Source organism: Shinella sp. M31, from assembly GCF_049199205.1.
Classification (GTDB): Bacteria; Pseudomonadota; Alphaproteobacteria; order Rhizobiales; family Rhizobiaceae; genus Shinella.
This window is the reverse complement of the sequence record NZ_JBLZPH010000079.1, coordinates 1-15,642: the sequence shown is the minus strand read 5'-3', so window position 1 is coordinate 15,642 and position 15,642 is coordinate 1. Positions and strand designations below refer to the sequence as shown.

At 64.3% G+C, this 15,642-nt stretch carries 14 protein-coding genes; 6 read left to right on the top strand and 8 right to left on the bottom strand.

The window, feature by feature from the left end; translation table 11 throughout:
• Positions 1-11 precede the first annotated feature (11 nt).
• Entirely contained in the window at positions 12-791 is a 780-nt protein-coding gene (hyi, locus tag ACOZKU_RS12670; RefSeq protein ID WP_421579186.1) for a hydroxypyruvate isomerase, read from the bottom strand.
• Positions 792-860: 69 nt separating this feature from the next.
• A complete protein-coding gene (gene gcl, locus ACOZKU_RS12665; protein WP_421579185.1) occupies positions 861-2,648 on the bottom strand; it encodes a glyoxylate carboligase in 1,788 nt (595 codons plus the stop codon).
• Between the two features lie 318 nt (positions 2,649-2,966).
• Here gcl and bhcR point away from each other — a divergent pair, with 318 nt between their 5' ends.
• A complete protein-coding gene (bhcR, locus tag ACOZKU_RS12660; protein ID WP_314094282.1) occupies positions 2,967-3,794 on the top strand; it encodes an HTH-type transcriptional regulator BhcR in 828 nt (275 codons plus the stop codon).
• 52 nt (positions 3,795-3,846) lie between these two features.
• Positions 3,847-4,140 (top strand): hypothetical protein, encoded by a 294-nt coding sequence (locus ACOZKU_RS12655; RefSeq protein ID WP_421579184.1) that lies wholly within the window; start codon positions 3,847-3,849, stop codon positions 4,138-4,140.
• Here ACOZKU_RS12655 and guaD read toward each other — a convergent pair whose 3' ends face one another.
• Both guaD and ACOZKU_RS12645 read right to left on the bottom strand, forming a co-directional pair.
• Positions 4,141-5,475 (bottom strand): guanine deaminase, encoded by a 1,335-nt coding sequence (gene guaD / locus ACOZKU_RS12650; protein WP_421579183.1) that lies wholly within the window; start codon positions 5,473-5,475, stop codon positions 4,141-4,143.
• Entirely contained in the window at positions 5,472-6,713 is a 1,242-nt protein-coding gene (locus ACOZKU_RS12645) for a urate hydroxylase PuuD (protein ID WP_421579182.1), read from the bottom strand. The genes guaD and ACOZKU_RS12645 overlap by 4 nt, the downstream gene beginning before the upstream one ends.
• A 140-nt stretch (positions 6,714-6,853) precedes the next feature.
• On the opposite strand from ACOZKU_RS12645, the gene ACOZKU_RS12640 reads away from it, so the two are divergent.
• Positions 6,854-7,801 (top strand): LysR family transcriptional regulator, encoded by a 948-nt coding sequence (locus ACOZKU_RS12640; protein ID WP_314094289.1) that lies wholly within the window; start codon positions 6,854-6,856, stop codon positions 7,799-7,801.
• Here ACOZKU_RS12640 and xdhC read toward each other — a convergent pair.
• Genes xdhC through uraH form a run of 4 tightly spaced genes read right to left on the bottom strand, consistent with a single transcriptional unit; the run spans position 7,738 to position 12,840 of the window.
• Entirely contained in the window at positions 7,738-8,622 is an 885-nt protein-coding gene (gene xdhC, locus ACOZKU_RS12635) for a xanthine dehydrogenase accessory protein XdhC (protein WP_421579181.1), read from the bottom strand. The two genes, ACOZKU_RS12640 and xdhC, sit on opposite strands and share 64 nt — an antisense overlap.
• 4 nt (positions 8,623-8,626) lie before the next feature.
• Positions 8,627-10,981, bottom strand: coding sequence for a xanthine dehydrogenase molybdopterin binding subunit (gene xdhB / locus ACOZKU_RS12630; RefSeq protein ID WP_421579180.1), 2,355 nt, complete (start codon positions 10,979-10,981; stop codon positions 8,627-8,629).
• Positions 10,982-10,985: 4 nt separating this feature from the next.
• Positions 10,986-12,470 (bottom strand): xanthine dehydrogenase small subunit, encoded by a 1,485-nt coding sequence (gene xdhA / locus ACOZKU_RS12625; protein WP_421579179.1) that lies wholly within the window; start codon positions 12,468-12,470, stop codon positions 10,986-10,988.
• Positions 12,471-12,474: 4 nt separating this feature from the next.
• Positions 12,475-12,840 (bottom strand): hydroxyisourate hydrolase, encoded by a 366-nt coding sequence (gene uraH, locus ACOZKU_RS12620; RefSeq protein WP_421579178.1) that lies wholly within the window; start codon positions 12,838-12,840, stop codon positions 12,475-12,477.
• Between the two features lie 160 nt (positions 12,841-13,000).
• On the opposite strand from uraH, the gene puuE reads away from it, so the two are divergent.
• The 3 genes from puuE to ACOZKU_RS12605 all read left to right on the top strand — a co-directional run.
• On the top strand, positions 13,001-14,419 hold the full coding sequence (puuE, locus tag ACOZKU_RS12615; protein ID WP_421579177.1) for an allantoinase PuuE: 1,419 nt from the start codon (positions 13,001-13,003) through the stop codon (positions 14,417-14,419).
• 11 nt (positions 14,420-14,430) lie between these two features.
• Positions 14,431-15,438 (top strand): allantoicase, encoded by a 1,008-nt coding sequence (alc, locus tag ACOZKU_RS12610; RefSeq protein ID WP_421579176.1) that lies wholly within the window; start codon positions 14,431-14,433, stop codon positions 15,436-15,438.
• The coding region (locus ACOZKU_RS12605) for an ureidoglycolate lyase (protein ID WP_421579175.1) at positions 15,435-15,642 on the top strand (208 nt) is incomplete at its 3' end. The genes alc and ACOZKU_RS12605, both read left to right, overlap by 4 nt.

Sequence of the window (15,642 nt, the reverse complement as noted above, 5' to 3'; positions counted from 1 at the left end):
GAATTTGTGGTTTAGCGACCGACTTCGGCCAGCCAGCCGAGGCCTTCCTCGGTGTTCTTGCGCGGCTTGTATTCGCAGCCGATCCAGCCGTCGTAGCCGAGCGCGTCGAGCGTCTTGAACACGAAGGGATAGGCGATCTCGCCGGTGCCCGGCTCGTTGCGGCCGGGATTGTCGGCAAGCTGCACGTGGACGATCTGCGCCTGGTGCTTCTTGAACGTGCCGATCAGCTCGCCCTCGGTGCGCTGCTGGTGGTAGAGGTCGTACTGGATGTAGAGGTTGTCGGAACCGACCTCCGCGATGATCGAGGCCGCCTGGTCCGGGGTGTTCAGGTAGAAGCCCGGAATGTCGAAATGGTTGATCGGCTCGATCAGGAGCTTGATGCCGTGCTTGCCGAGTTCGCTTGCGGCGAGCTTCAGGTTGGCGACGAAGGTGGCGCGCAGCACGCTGTCCGAAACACCGGCCGGTGCGATGCCCGACAGGCAGTTGATCTGCTTGCAGCCCAGCGTCGTCGCGTAGTCGATGGCCTTGGCCACGCCTTCGCGGAATTCGTCGACGCGATCCGGCAGGACCGCGATGCCGCGCTCGCCGCCGGCCCAGTTGCCGGCCGGCAGGTTGTGCAGCACCTGCGTCAGGCCGTGTTTGTCGAGTTCGGCGCGGATCGCGTCCTTGTCGAAATCGTAGGGGAAGAGATATTCGACCCCTTCGAAACCCGCCTTGGCGGCGAGCGCGAAGCGCTCCATGAAGGGCGCCTCGTTGAAGAGCATGGTCAGGTTGGCCGCAAATTTCGGCATTGTCTTCTCCTATTCTTTCGCATTTCCGGACGGAAAACCGCTTCGCACTTTTCCTGGAAATGTTTGTAATCAATCCAGCAGTGCGGCAAGCGTCGCGGTGGGTGCATCTTCGCCGCGTTCTGCCAATTCCTCGAACTCAACGACAGCGTTGATATCGGCGCCCATGGCGATGTTGGTGACGCGCTCGAGGATGAACTCGATGACGACGGGGACCTGGTGTTCCTTCATCAGCTTCTCGGCCGTATTGAAAGCTTCCTGGAACTCGTTGGCGCTGCGCACCCGGATCGCCTTGCAGCCGAGACCTTCGGCGACCGCGACGTGGTCGACGCCGTAGCCGGCTTCCGAATCGCCCGTTGCATTGATGTTGTCGAAGGCAAGCGAGACTTCGAAGTCCATGTTGAAGCCGCGCTGGGCCTGGCGGATGAGGCCGAGATACGAGTTGTTCACGACGACATGCAGGTAGGGCAGCTTGTGCTGGGCGCCGACGGCCAGTTCCTCGATCATGAACTGGAAGTCGTAGTCACCCGAGAGAGCGACGATCTTGCGGTCCGGATCGGCGGCGCGCACACCGAGCGCTGCCGGCAGCGTCCAGCCGAGCGGGCCGGCCTGGCCGCAGTTGATCCAGTTGCGCGGCTTGTAAACGTGCAGGAACTGCGCGCCGGCAATCTGCGAAAGGCCGATGGTCGAGACGTAGCAGGTGTCGCGATCAAAAGCCTTGTTCATTTCTTCATAGACGCGCTGCGGCTTCAGCGGCATCTGGTCGAAATGTGTCTTGCGCAGCATGGTGCGCTTGCGGTCCTGGCATTCCCTGGCCCAATCCGTCCAATCACGCAGCTTGCCGGTGGCCTTCCATTCAGTCGCAACCTCGACGAAGACCTGCAAGGCGGCGCCGGCGTCCGAGACGATGCCGAGATCCGGCGTGAAGACGCGGCCGATCTGGGTGGGCTCGATGTCGACGTGAACGAAGGTGCGGCCTTCCGTATAGGTCGGGATATTGCCGGTGTGGCGGTTGGCCCAGCGGTTGCCGATGCCGAAGACGAAGTCGGAGGCGAGCAGCGTCGCATTGCCGTAGCGGTGCGAGGTCTGCAGGCCGCACATGCCGGCCATCAGCGGATGATCGTCCGGGATCGCGCCCCAGCCCATCAGGGTCGGGATGACGGGAACGCCGGTGATTTCGGCAAGCTCGACCAGCAGGTCGGAAGCGTTCGCATTGATGATGCCGCCGCCGGCGACGATCAGCGGGCGCTCTGCCGCGTTGAGCATCGTCAGGGCCTTTTCGGCCTGGGCGCGGGTCGCGGCCGGCTTGTAGGGCGTCAGCGGCTCGTAGGCATCGATGTCGAACTCGATCTCGGCGAGCTGGACGTCGATCGGCAGGTCGACGAGGACCGGACCGGGACGGCCCGAGCGCATGGTGTGGAATGCCTTCTGGAAGACGTAGGGGACCAGGCCCGGTTCCATGACGGTGACGGCCCATTTGGTGACGGGGGCAGCGATCTTGGCGATGTCGACCGCCTGGAAATCTTCCTTGTCGAGGCGGGCGCGGGGTGCCTGGCCGGTGACGCAGAGGATCGGGATCGAGTCGGCCTGGGCCGAATAGAGGCCGGTGATCATGTCGGTGCCGGCAGGACCCGAGGTGCCGATGCACAGGCCGATATTACCGGCGCGGGCGCGGGTGTAACCCTCGGCCATGTGGCTGGCGCCTTCGACGTGGCGGGCCAGGACGTGGCGAACCGTGCCGCGCGCCTTCAACGCCGAATAGAAGGGATTGATCGCAGCACCCGGAACGCCGAAGGCGCAATCGATGCCTTCCTTCTCCAGAACCAGTACCGCTGCATCGACAGCACGCATTTTTGCCATGGGTTTTTCCTCCGTCTCTTGGGATGGAAGGTAGCGCATCTGACGCCGGGCGCAATCAATAAATGGAAATCAATCCCATCAGATGGAAATAAACATTTTCAACGAATCTGGAACAATCGACGCGGGCGAGATATGGAATGATGACCGGTGGGGACGAGCGGCGTACTGCAAGCCCCCTCATCCGGCCCTCCGGGCCACCTTCTCCCCGTGGGGGAGAGGGGGAAGGAAACGTTGCGGCTCTTGTCCTTCTCCCCGCGGGGAGAAGGTGCCGGCAGGCGGATGAGGGGGCCGGCAACGGCGACGAGACAGGAACGGGGCATGGCGGAGCATCAGGAAAAGACACGCGGGCGGCCTGGCCGCAAACCGGCGGCGGACGCGGCACCGTCCTCTGTGCAGGTGCTGGACAGAAGCCTGAAACTGCTGGATCTGGTGGCGCAGGCGGATGGCGCCGGTCTCAGCGACCTTGCCGACCAGTCCGGCATGGCGCCCTCGACGGTACACCGGCTGCTGACCTCGCTTGCCCAACACGGCATGGTGACCCATGACGGCGAGACCGGCGCCTGGACGATCGGCGTCAAGGCTTTCGAGATCGGCACCGCCTATCTGCGTTTCCGCAAGCTCGGCACGATCAGCCGGCCCTTCCTCAAGCAGCTGATGGAAGGCTGCGGCGAGACCGCCAACATCGCCATCGAGGACGACGGTGACGTGGTCTTCATATCGCAGGTCGAGAGCCATGCACCAATGCGCGCCTTTTTTCGCCCCGGCCGGCGCGGGCCGATCCATGCCTCGGGCATCGGCAAGGCGATCCTCTCGACCTGGCACGATGCCCGCATCGAGGCGCTGCTCTCCGGCCGTACGCTTCAACATTTCACCGACAAAACCCGCGACACGATCCCGACGCTGCTTGCGGACATCGCGACAATCCGCACCCGCGGCTGGTCGATAGACGACGAAGAGCACACGCTCGGCATGCGCTGCGTGGCCGCGCCGATTTTCGATGAATATGGCGAGGCGGTCGCCGGCATTTCTGTCTCCGGCCCGGCCGTCCGGTTGCCCGACAGCAAGATCGAAGCCTTCGGCCCGGTCATCCGCGCCGCGGCGGAAGCACTGACCAAGGCGATGGGCGGGCGGGCGAAACGCGCTTGACTTCACCGGCGTGATGGCCAGTCTGGCGGCGATATCACGAAAGGATTTGCCGATGACCAAGATGCATTTTTCCGTTGCCGCCGCAGCCCTGTTTGCCGCGAGCCCGGCTTTCGCGAAAATCCCGCTCGTCAACGCCACATGCCCCGGCAATATCGAGGTGCATGCCGACGAAGGCGGGCCGGTCTATATCAACGGCAAGGAAGCGAAACTGCACGTCTTCAACGACAGCTACTACGAGGCCAAGGGCCACGGGGTGACGGTTTCGCTCTCCATCAACCCGGATGGTTCGGCCGCCGTCTCCTATACCGGACACGGCGGCGCGAATGGTGTTTGCACCGTCAAATAATCAGGCGTTTTCGAGGAAGCGGCTCGCTGCGCGTTTGCCCTTGGCCTTCATCGGCTTGCCGGCGACATAGACTTCGGCCACGCAGCGGTCGTCGCCCATGGTCTGGAGGATGAACAGCTCCTCCAGCAGCGATTTTGCCGTGCGCATGCGGTATTCCATCGCGGACTTGCCGCTGGAATCAAGCACGACGATATCCGCCTCCGCACCCGCATGCAGCGAGCCGATCTGCTTTTCCAGACCGAGCGCGCGGGCATTGCCGAGCGTCATGCGATAGAAAGAGTTGAACGGCGTCAGCTTCTGGCCGCGCAGGTGCAGCACCTTGTAGGCCTCATCCATCGTCTCCAGCATGGAGAAGCTGGTGCCGGCGCCGACATCGGTGGCGACCGACCAGCGCGCACCCGCCTTGTCGAACCGGTCGCGGTCGAACAGGCCCGAACCGAGGAAGAGGTTCGAGGTCGGGCAGAAAACGCCGACGCTGCGGGTCTCGGCAAGGACGCCGATTTCGCGATCGCTCAGATGGATGCAATGGCCGAGCAGCATGCGCTCGTTCAGGAGACCATAGCGCGCATAGATGTCCGTATAGTCCTTGGCTTCCGGATAGAGCGAGGTCGCAAAGGCGATTTCGTCGTGGTTTTCCGAAAGATGGGTCTGCACGTAACAGGTCGGATGCTCGGCGACGAGCGCCTGGCTCATCTCCATCTGCTCCGGCGTCGAGGTGATGGCAAAGCGCGGGCTGATCGCATAGAGCGCGCGGCCGCGGCCGTGCCACTTCTCGATCAAGGCCTTGGTCTCGTCATAGCCTTGTTGTGGGGTGTCGCGCAGCGCGTCTGGCGCGTTGCGGTCCATCATCACCTTGCCGCCGATCATGCGCATGCCGCGCGCTTCGGCCGCCGAGAAATAGGCGCCGACGCTTTCGGGATGCACCGAGCAATAGGCGACGGCGGTCGTCGTGCCGTTCGACAGGAGTTCGTCCATGAAGCGCTCCGCCACGGCGGCCGCATGGGCGGCCTGAGCGAATTTCTGCTCCTCGACGAAGATATAGGTGTTCAGCCATTCGAGAAGCTGCGCTCCATAGGAGGCGATCGCCTGGGTCTGCGGGAAGTGCAAATGCGTATCGATAAGGCCCGGCAGAACGAGGTTGGGTCGGTGATCGGCCACCTCGACATCCGCGCCGGCAAGCTTGCTGATGTCAGCATAATCGCCTGCGTCCACCACCTTGCCGCCACGCACGAAGACGGCACCGTCCTCGAAGTAGCGATAGGAGGCCGTGTCGTCGATGCCCTGGGGCTCGGCGACGAAGGTCAGCACCCGTCCGCGGATCAGGCGCTCGGTCATTGGGTCTTCTCCCCGCTGACCGCGCTCTCGTACCAGGCGACGAAGAGCTTGCGCTCCTCGTCCGAGACTTGGGTCACGTTGGCCGGCGGCATGGCATGCGAACGGCCGGCCTGCAGGTAGATTTCGCGGGCATGCTTGGCGATATCGCCGTCGGTTTCCAGCGTCACGCCCTTGGGCGGCGTGACCATGCCTTCCCAGCCCGGCTCCTTGGCGTGGCACATGGCGCAGCGGCCCGCTATGGTGTCGCGCACTTTCGGGAAGGCTTCCGCCGTCACGAAGGTCTGCTGGGTGGCCGAAAGCTTTGCATCGGCGGCTTCACCGGTCAGGATCTTCGGCACCGTGGAGAGCCACATGATGGCAACGAAGAGCAGGGCGGTGACGAGCCAGGTCCAGGTCGGATTGCCCGTGCCGGCACTGGTGGTGTTGAAGTAGTGGCGGATCGTGACGCCCATCAGGAAGACCAGCGAGGCGATAATCCAGTTGAATTCCGTGCCGAAGGCCAGCGGATAGTGGTTCGACAGCATCAGGAAAAGCACGGGCAGCGTCAGGTAGTTGTTGTGCGTGGAGCGCTGCTTGGCGATCTTGCCGTATTTCGGATCGGGCGTGCGGCCGGCAATGAGGTCGGCGACGACGATGCGCTGGTTCGGCATGATGATGAAGAATACGTTCGCCGACATGATCGTTGCCGTGAAGGCGCCGAGATGCAGGAAGGCGGCGCGGCCGGTGAAGAGCTGCGTGTAACCCCAGGCGACCGCGACCAGGATGAAATACAGCGCCACCATCAGCCGTGTGTTGTCATTGCCGAAGGGCGACTTGCAAATCAGATCGTAGATGATCCAGCCCAAGGCGAGCGAACCGAGCGAGATGGCGATGGCCACCGGCTTGGAGACGTTCAGCACGTTCGGATCGATGAGGTAGAGGTCCGCACCCGCATAATAGACGAGACAGAGCATGCCGAAGCCCGAGAGCCAGGTGGCGTAGCTTTCCCACTTGAACCAGACGAGGTGCTCCGGCATCGCGGCCGGCGCCACGAGGTACTTCTGGATGTGGTAGAAACCACCGCCATGCACCTGCCATTCCTCGCCATGCGCACCCGCCGGCAGGCCGGGATGCTTCTTCAGGCCCAGGTCGAGCGCGACGAAATAGAACGACGAGCCGATCCAGGCGATGGCTGTGATGACGTGCAGCCATCGGACGGCAAACATCAGCCAATCCCAGGCTATTGCGTATTCATACATGGGGACCTCCTCCCGATTTTCGGGGACATGAATGCCATCAAGTTATTTTCTAGGAAATCCCGGCGAATCACCAACACTTTCAAAAAAAACTAGAAGATAACCGCCTCTTTGCTCCACACGCCGATGTGGTAGAAAGAGCCATGTCCTATCTCGATAATGTGCGTGTCTTCGTTCGCGTGGTCGAACTCGGTACCCTCTCGGCGGCAGGGCGCGACCAGCGCGTCACCCCCGCCGTTGCCAGCAATCGCATCAAGGAACTCGAGCGTCATCTCGGCGTGCGGCTGTTCAACCGCACGACGCGCAAGCTCTCGCCGACCGAGCATGGCCGCGTGTTCTACGAGGGTGCGGTCAAGATCATCGAGGCCGTCAACGAGGCGGAGGCGGCGATCGCCGACCTCTCGCGCAACCCCAAGGGCTCGCTGAGGATCACCGCCCCGCTCGGCATCGGCCGCCGGCTGATCGCCTCGGGCATTCCCGAATTCCACGACAAGTATCCCGATATCGAGGTGCGCGTGCGCCTGTCGGACCACAATGTCGATATTCTGGCCGAAGGCGTCGACGTCGCATTCAAGCTCGGCGTGCTGGAAGACTCCAACCTGCGCATGCGCGGCATCCTCAAATGCGAGCGCGTGCTCTGCGCCTCGCCGGAATACCTCGCCCGCCGCGGCACGCCGAAGAATGCCGATGCGCTGATTGCCGACAAGCATGAATGTCTCCTGCTGCGCTATCCCGGCTCGAAGGAATATTTCTGGACGCTCGTCACGCCCGAAGGCCCACGCAAGTTCGAAGTCGGCGGCCCCTATGACAGCGACGATGGCGACGTCTTGACGCAATGGGCGCTGGAAGGTCGCGGCATCATCAACAAGCCGCTCTTCGAGGTGAAAGCCTATCTGACCGAAGGCCGCCTGGTGGAGATCCTGAAGGATACCCCGCCCGCCTCCGTCCAGCTCGCCGCCATCTATCCGCACAAGCGGTTTCAGGACCCGAAGGTGCGCCTGATGATCGACTTCATGGCCGAGCGATGTCAGCGGCTAATCGGCAAGCTGCTCGGCGAGGAGCCGGCAGTTGAAACGGCCGACGAGGACTGAGTTCCCTTCGCAGACCATGTCAGCGCCGCCGTCATGATCTCGGAGGCGGCAAGGGTCGCGATGACGGCCGGGCGCTTGTCCTTCACCGCCGTGCCGCCGATCGGGCAGACGAGGTTTTCGAAGAGATCGGGCTGGCCCACCTCGCGCGACAGCCAGTTGCGGAAGGTGGCGCGCTTGGTCTTCGAGCCGATCATGCCGACATAGGCGGCATCCGGGCGCTTCAGCGCCTCGGCGGCGACGAGGAAATCGAGCGCGTGATCGTGGGTGAGGATCACGAAGCTGCTGCCGGCGGGCGCATCGCGCACCACGGCTTCCGGCATCGCCGTCAGGCAGGTCTCGATGCGCGGCACCGTCGAGGCGATCAGCTCGTCCTCGCGCGTATCCACCAGAATGACGCGGAGCGGCGCAAGCGACAGCGCCATGGCAAGCGCATCGCCAACATGGCCGGCGCCGAAGACATAGACATGCGGGCGCGAGGCCATTTCACGGTCGCTGCGGGCGATCAGGTCACGGGCGATCAGCGGCGTTACCACCGTGAAGGAGAGCCCCACCCGGCCGCCGCAGCACTGGCCGATCTCCGGGCCGAGCGGCACGTTCATCGGTTCGGCGGCGACGTTGAAGCGCAGCGCACGCCGCGCATGGTCGATCGCCATATATTCGAGCTGCCCGCCGCCGATCGTCGCGAAGATGCCGCGTTCCGACACCAGCATGAAGGCATCCGTGTCGCGCGGCGTCGACCCCGCCGCGCCCGTCACTTCCACCAGGATGACTGCCTGCGCCCGGCGCAGAAAATCCCTGATATCTTCGCGCGCGGCGGACATCGTTTTACCCCTTCTTCCGGGCCTTGAGGCGCTCGATGGCCATCAGCACGCATTCCGGCGTTGCCGGCGCATCGAGCTGCGGGCAGATCGTGTGATCGGCCACGGCCGCCACCGCATCCGACAGCGCATGCAGCACGGCAAGGCCGAGCGGCAGCGGCGGCTCGCCGACCGCCTTGGAGCGATGGACCGTCGGCTCGTAGGCCTCCGACCAGTCGGTGAGGTTGACGTTGAAGATTTTCGGGCGATCCGAGGCGAGCGGGATCTTGTAGGTAGAGGGCGCGTGCGTGCGCAGCCGCCCCTTGCCGTCCCACCACAGTTCCTCCGTCGTCAGCCAGCCCATGCCCTGGATGAAGCCGCCCTCGACCTGGCCGATATCGATGATCTTGTTCAGCGAACGGCCGGTATCGTGCAGGATGTCGGTGCGCTCGACGACATATTCGCCGGTCAGTGTATCGACGGAGACTTCCGAGCAGGCCGCGCCATAGGCGTAGTAGTAGAAGGCGTGGCCGCGGCCCTTGGAGCGGTCCCAATGGATCTTCGGCGTCTTGTAGAAACCGGCCGCCGAAAGCTGGATGCGCGCCATATAGGCCTGCTTGACGAGATCGTTGAATGAAATCTCGGCATTGCCGATGCGCACGCGGTTCGGCAAGAAGACCACCTGATCGCGCGGAATCTGGTATTTTTCGGCGGCGAAATCGATCAGCCGGTCCTTGATCTGGCGCGCGGCGTCCTGAGCGGCCATGCCGTTCAGGTCCGCACCCGAAGAGGCGGCCGTCGGCGAGGTGTTCGGCACCTTGGCCGTCGTCGTCGCGGTGATCTTTACCCGGTCGAGATCGATCTGGAACTCTTCCGCCACCACCTGCGCCACCTTGAGGTGCAGGCCCTGGCCCATTTCCGTGCCGCCGTGGTTCATGTGCACGGAACCGTCCGTGTAGACATGCACCAGCGCGCCGGCCTGGTTGGATTCCGTTTTGGTGAAGGAAATGCCGAATTTCACCGGCGTCAGCGCCAGGCCCCGCTTGATGAAGCGACTGTTCGCGTTGAATTCCCGGATCGCCTTGCGGCGACCGGCATAGTCGGCGCTCTCTTCCAGCTCGGCGACGATGCGCTGGATGATGCAGTCCTCGACCTTCTGGTGATAGGGCGTGAGGTTGCGCTCGCCGTCCACGCCCATCGGGTCGTAGAAATTCAGCTTGCGGATATCGAGCGGGTCCTTGCCGACGGCGAAGGCCACCTCGTCGATGACGCGCTCTGCGCCCACCATGCCCTGCGGGCCGCCGAAGCCGCGGAACGCCGTGTTCGATACCGTATTGGTGTGTAGCAGCGCCGACTTGGCGTGCACATGCGGGTAGAAATAGGCGTTGTCGCAGTGGAAGAGGGCACGATCGCCCACCGGGCCGGAGAGGTCCGCCGAGAAGCCGGCCCGGAGAGCGAACGTGTAGTCGATCCCGAGGATGCGGCCCTCGTCATCGAAGCCGACATCGTAATCGATGGCGAAATCGTGCCGCTTGCCGGTGGCGACCATGTCTTCGTCGCGGTCGAGCCGCACCTTGACGGCGCGGTTGAGCTTCTTGGCGGCGATGGCGGCAAGTGCCGCGCACTGGTTGGCCTGCGTCTCCTTGCCGCCGAAACCGCCGCCCATGCGGCGCACTTCGACCGCAACCGCATTGCTCGGCACGCCGAGTGCATGCGCGATCATGTGCTGCGTCTCGCTCGGCCCCTGCGTCGAGCAGTGGACGAGAACCTCGTCATCCTCGCCGGGTATGGCTAGCGATACCTGCCCCTCGAGATAGAAATGGTCCTGGCCGCCGAGCCGCATGCGGCCCTTCACCCGGCGCGGGGCACTTTCAAGGGCAGCAGCCGCATCGCCGCGCTGCAGCGTCAGTGGCGGGAAGACTTGGGGATGCGTCGTCTGGTCGAGATTCCAGATATCGATATTGGCCGGCAGTTCCTCATATTCGATCTTGGCGAGGCGTGCGGCGCGGCGGGCCTCCTCGCGGGTTTCCGCGATGACGCAGAAGATCGGCTGGCCGTGGAACTGCACCTTGCCTTCCGCCAGAACCGGGTCGTCATGCATGCCCGAGGGCGAGATGTCGTTGACGCCGGGAATGTCCTCATAGGTCAGCACGTCGACGACGCCGGGGGCGGCGCGAACCGCCGAGAGATCGACGGATTTCAGCAGGCCGTGCGCGACGGTGGAGAGGCCGAGGCCCGCATGCAGCGTGCCGGCCGGCTCGGTGATGTCGTCGATATAGACGGCGGTTCCGGCGACATGCTTGTGCGCGGAATCGTGGCGTACGCTGGCATGGACGCCGCCTTCGATTTTCTCGGCCTTGAGATCGGGAGTGTGCTTGTTCATGGCTTCACGCAGCCTCGTATCTGGACACTTGCGCGGATGCCGCGCCTGAGGTCGTTTCCGTGTAGAACCGCAGCAGCAGGTTTTTCGCCACCAGAGCGCGGTATTCGGCGGTGGCGCGCATGTCGGTCAGCGGGGTGTAATCCTCCGCATATTTCTCCATGGCCGCTTCTACCGTCGCCTCGGTCCATTTCTGGCCGAGAAGCGCCTTTTCGACGGCGAAGGCGCGCTTCGGCGTCGCCGCCATACCACCGTAAGCAATGGTGATGCCGATGACGGTGCCATCGGCCGAAAGCGCCAGGCGGAAGGCGCCGAGCGATGCCGTGATGTCCTCGTCGCGCCGCTTCGTCACCTTGTAAACGGCGAATTTTTCGCCGGCGGCGGGCGCGGGCACATGCACCGCTTCCACGAATTCGCCCGGCTGGCGATCCTGCTTGCCATAGGCGATGAAGTAATCTTCCAGGCGGATGGTGCGCCGCTTAGCGCCCTTGCGCAAGGTCAGCGTCGCATCGAGCGCGATCAGCGCCGGCGGCGTGTCGCCGATCGGCGAGCCGTTGGCGATGTTGCCGCCGATCGTGCCCATGTTGCGCACCTGCTGGCCGCCGATGCGCTCGATGAGCGGGCCGAGCGCCGGCACATGGTTCGCGAGCGTCTTCAACCCTTCCGTATAGGTGACGCCGGCGCCGATGGTGACGGTGTCGCCCGCGACCGAAATGGACTTCAGCTCGTCCAGCCCGGCGATGAAGACGACGGGCGAGATATCGCGCATATGCTTAGTGACCCAGAGGCCGACATCGGTGGAACCGGCGACGACCGTCGCGGTCGGCGCGGCCTCCAGAACGGTGGCGAAATCGTCCACGTCAGCCGGCACGACGAAACGGCTCTTACCCTCGCCGATTTCGACACGGGCGCCGTCCTTCAGCGCCTTGAGACGCGCAACCATCGCGTCGCGCTCGACAAGCAGCGGATCCTTGTCCGTCCCGCCGTAGCTGGAAATGGCGCGGGCGGCGCGCAGGATCGGCTCGTAGCCGGTGCAGCGACAGAGATTGCCCTGCAACGCGGTCTCGATCTCCCGGTCGCTCGGGTTCGGCGTCTGCATCCACAGCGCATAGAGCGACATGACGAAGCCCGGCGTGCAGAAGCCACACTGCGAACCGTGATAATCGACCATCGCCTGCTGCACCGGATGCAGCTTGCCGTCGCGGGCGGCGACATGCTCGACCGTCACGACATGACAGCCGTCGAGTGAGCCCATGAAGCGGATGCAGGCGTTGACGCCCTCATAGACGAGGCCGCCGGAGGGGGTGAGACGGCCGACCAGCACGGTGCAGGCGCCGCAATCGCCCTCGGCGCAGCCTTCCTTGGTGCCCTTGAGCAGCTTGGAAAGGCGCAGCCAGTCGAGCAGCGTCTGGTCGGGCGCGACGTCGCGCAGCGAGACGTCCTGACCGTTGAGGATGAAGCGCAGTTCGGAGCGGATTTTTGGGGCCGCCATGGCATTAGCTCCCGCGGTAAGTGGAATAGCTGAAGGGCGAGACGAGCAGCGGCACATGATAATGCGCGCCCTCGTCGGCAAGGCCGAAACGGATCGGGATGATATCGAGGAACAGCGGGCCATCGCCGGATCGGCCGAGATAGTCGCCGGCGTGGAAGCGCAGCTCGTAGGTGCCGGATTTCATGGTCTCGCCGGACAGCAGCGGCGCATCGCATCGGCCGTCGTCGTTGGTCTGCGTGGTCTTGATCAGGTGGAAGGCCTCGCCCTCGACCCGGTAGAGATCGATGCGCAGGCCTTCTGCCGGCTTGCCGCGCGCCGTATCCAGAACGTGGGTCGTGAGCCGCCCGGCTCCCTGGCTATGAGACTGCATGTTTTCCTCCCGAGCACACTACGCCTGCCATCACTATCCGTCACCCTTTATCCACTGAAAAGCGGTGAGATCGTTCGAGACTTTCAAATTTTCCTGAGGAATGTCACGCGCAAATTTCGGGTTAGCATTTGGCAATCGAAAGCGTTTGGAGGAGCGTTCCATGCGATATTGCCGCGACATGCACGGATATGGTCAGACCCCGCCGAAGGCTCAGTGGCCGGGCGATGCGCGCGTCGCCGTCCAGTTCGTCCTGAATTACGAGGAAGGCGGCGAGAACTGCGTGCTGCATGGCGACGCGGCCTCGGAAGCCTTCCTGTCGGAGATCGTCGGCGCCGCGCAATGGCCTGGCCAGCGCCACTGGAACATGGAATCGATCTACGAATACGGCGCTCGCGCCGGCTTCTGGCGCCTGCACCGGTTGCTCACGGAAAAGAACGTGCCCGTCACGGTCTATGGCGTGGCGACCGCGCTGCAGCGCTCGCCCGCCCAGGTCGCCGCGATGCTCGAGGCCGGCTGGGAAATCGCCTCGCACGGCCTGAAATGGGTCGAGCACAAGGACATGAAGCCGGAGGAGGAGCGCGAAGCGATCGCCGAAGCCATCCGCCTGCACACGCTGGTGACCGGCGAGCGGCCGCGGGGCTGGTATACCGGCCGCTGTTCGGTCAACACGGTCGATCTCGTGGCCGAGGCCGGGGGCTTCGACTACATCTCCGACACCTATGCCGATGACCTGCCCTACTGGTACGAGCACGACGGCAAGCAGCAGCTGATCATTCCCTATACGCTCGACGCCAACGACATGCGTTTCGCCACGCCGCAGGGTTTCAACAGCGGCGACCAGTTCTTCACCTATCTGAAGGATTCGTTCGACGCGCTCTATGCCGAAGGCAAGGCGGGCAGCCCGAAGATGATGAGCATCGGCCTGCATTGCCGCCTGATGGGCCGCCCCGGCCGCGTCATGGCGCTGGCCCGCTTCATCCATTACATCCAGAGCCATGAGAAGGTCTGGATCCCCCGGCGCGTCGACATTGCCGAGCATTGGGCGAAGACCCACCCGCCGCAGCCGCAAGCCGAGCGCCCCTCGCAGATGCCGAAGGAGGCGTTCGTCAAACGCTTCGGCGATATTTACGAGCATTCGCCGTGGATCGCCGAGCGCGCCTGGGCGGGCGAGCTTTCGCCGGCCAACGACACCGCCATCGGCCTCGCCGCGGCGCTCGCCTTCCAGTTCCGCGCCGCCAGCGAGGAGGAGCGCCTCGGCGTGCTCGTCGCCCACCCGGATCTCGCCGGCAAGCTGGCTGCCGCCAAGCGCCTGACGGCAAGCTCGACCGACGAGCAGGCCTCTGCCGGCCTCGACGCCCTGACGGACGAGGAGCGTGCTCGCTTCACCGATCTCAACGCGCGCTATGTTGCGAAGTTCGGCTTCCCCTTCATCATCGCCGTGCGCGACAACACCAAAGCCAGCATCCTCGCCGCCTTCGAAAAACGCATCGCCCATGACCGCGACGCCGAATTCGCCACCGCCTGCAAGCAGGTGGAGCGCATCGGTTACCTGCGGCTCAAGGCGCTGCTGCCGGCCTGAGAGACGCGGCCATGTCGACCGCCGCCCTGCCCGCCTTCGCGCGCGGAACGATCAACCTCGCCTCGGCCGGCCTCGGTGCGAAGGGGCTTTCTGCGACGGACGAATTTTTCGGCCCGCTGTCGCGCCTGCTCTCCGACGAGCCCGCCGTCTACCATGCCGGCGTCTATGACGCGCATGGCAAATGGATGGACGGCTGGGAAACCCGGCGGCGGCGCGGCCCGGGCCATGACCATGCCGTGATCACGCTCGCCACCGCGGGCCGCATCCGCGGTTTCGATGTCGATACCGCCTTCTTCACCGGCAACTATCCGACGGCCTGCGCCATCGAGGGCTGTCTTGCGCCTGACGGTCCCGACGAGGCATCGGAATGGGTGGAGCTTTTGGCGCCGAGCCCGCTCGGGCCGAGCGCCCAGCATTTCTTCGACTGCGCCGCGGACGGTCTCATCAGCCATGTCCGGCTCAGGATCTATCCCGATGGCGGGGTGGCACGGCTGCGGGTCTATGGTATTCCCGCGCTGGCGCCGGCCGACGGGCCGATCGACCTCGCTTCCGCGCTTTGCGGCGGGCAGGTCGTCGCCTTCTCCAACGGGCACTACGGCCATCAGCGCTTGCTCGCGCCCGGCCGTGGCGTCAATATGGGCGATGGCTGGGAAACCAGCCGCCGCCGGCAGCCGGGCCACGAGTGGATCGTGGTCAAGCTTGCCGCACGCGCGACGGTGGAAAGCATCGTCGTCGATACCGCCCATTTCAAGGGCAACTACCCGGACGCCTGCTCCATGCAGGCCGCCGATCTGACGGGCACGACGGGGGACCTCCCCACCCTTGTCACCGCCGCGTCGATGTTCTGGCAGGAAATCCTGCCCGAGCAGAAACTGGCTGCCGACCGTATCCATACGTTCGATGGCCATCTCGTGAAGCAGGCGAGTGCCGTGACGCATGTCCGCCTGAACATTCATCCGGACGGCGGTATCAGCCGTCTGAGGGTTTTTGGCCACACGGCTGAGGGAGAAAAGACATGAAAACCATCGAAATCAGAGAGTTGACCCGCGAGGCCTTCGCGCCCTTCGGCCAGGTCATCGAGCAGGACGGCGCCCACAACTTCCCGATCAATGCGGGCAAGTGCACGCGCTACCACGATCTCGCCCATATCGAGACGACGGGCGAGAAGGCCCGGCCGATGATCAGTCTCTTGCGCGGCGAACCTTATCCGCTGCCGCTGGAAC

What these genes read in the sequence shown, in the direction of transcription:
- hyi (WP_421579186.1), bottom strand. Translation starts at nt 791, where the DNA reads ATGCCGAAATTTGCGGCCAACCTGACCATGCTCTTCAACGAGGCGCCC.
- gcl (WP_421579185.1), bottom strand. Translation starts at nt 2,648, where the DNA reads ATGGCAAAAATGCGTGCTGTCGATGCAGCGGTACTGGTTCTGGAGAAG.
- bhcR (WP_314094282.1), top strand. Translation starts at nt 2,967, where the DNA reads ATGGCGGAGCATCAGGAAAAGACACGCGGGCGGCCTGGCCGCAAACCG.
- ACOZKU_RS12655 (WP_421579184.1), top strand. Translation starts at nt 3,847, where the DNA reads ATGACCAAGATGCATTTTTCCGTTGCCGCCGCAGCCCTGTTTGCCGCG.
- guaD (WP_421579183.1), bottom strand. Translation starts at nt 5,475, where the DNA reads ATGACCGAGCGCCTGATCCGCGGACGGGTGCTGACCTTCGTCGCCGAG.
- ACOZKU_RS12645 (WP_421579182.1), bottom strand. Translation starts at nt 6,713, where the DNA reads ATGTATGAATACGCAATAGCCTGGGATTGGCTGATGTTTGCCGTCCGA.
- ACOZKU_RS12640 (WP_314094289.1), top strand. Translation starts at nt 6,854, where the DNA reads ATGTCCTATCTCGATAATGTGCGTGTCTTCGTTCGCGTGGTCGAACTC.
- xdhC (WP_421579181.1), bottom strand. Translation starts at nt 8,622, where the DNA reads ATGTCCGCCGCGCGCGAAGATATCAGGGATTTTCTGCGCCGGGCGCAG.
- xdhB (WP_421579180.1), bottom strand. Translation starts at nt 10,981, where the DNA reads ATGAACAAGCACACTCCCGATCTCAAGGCCGAGAAAATCGAAGGCGGC.
- xdhA (WP_421579179.1), bottom strand. Translation starts at nt 12,470, where the DNA reads ATGGCGGCCCCAAAAATCCGCTCCGAACTGCGCTTCATCCTCAACGGT.
- uraH (WP_421579178.1), bottom strand. Translation starts at nt 12,840, where the DNA reads ATGCAGTCTCATAGCCAGGGAGCCGGGCGGCTCACGACCCACGTTCTG.
- puuE (WP_421579177.1), top strand. Translation starts at nt 13,001, where the DNA reads ATGCGATATTGCCGCGACATGCACGGATATGGTCAGACCCCGCCGAAG.
- alc (WP_421579176.1), top strand. Translation starts at nt 14,431, where the DNA reads ATGTCGACCGCCGCCCTGCCCGCCTTCGCGCGCGGAACGATCAACCTC.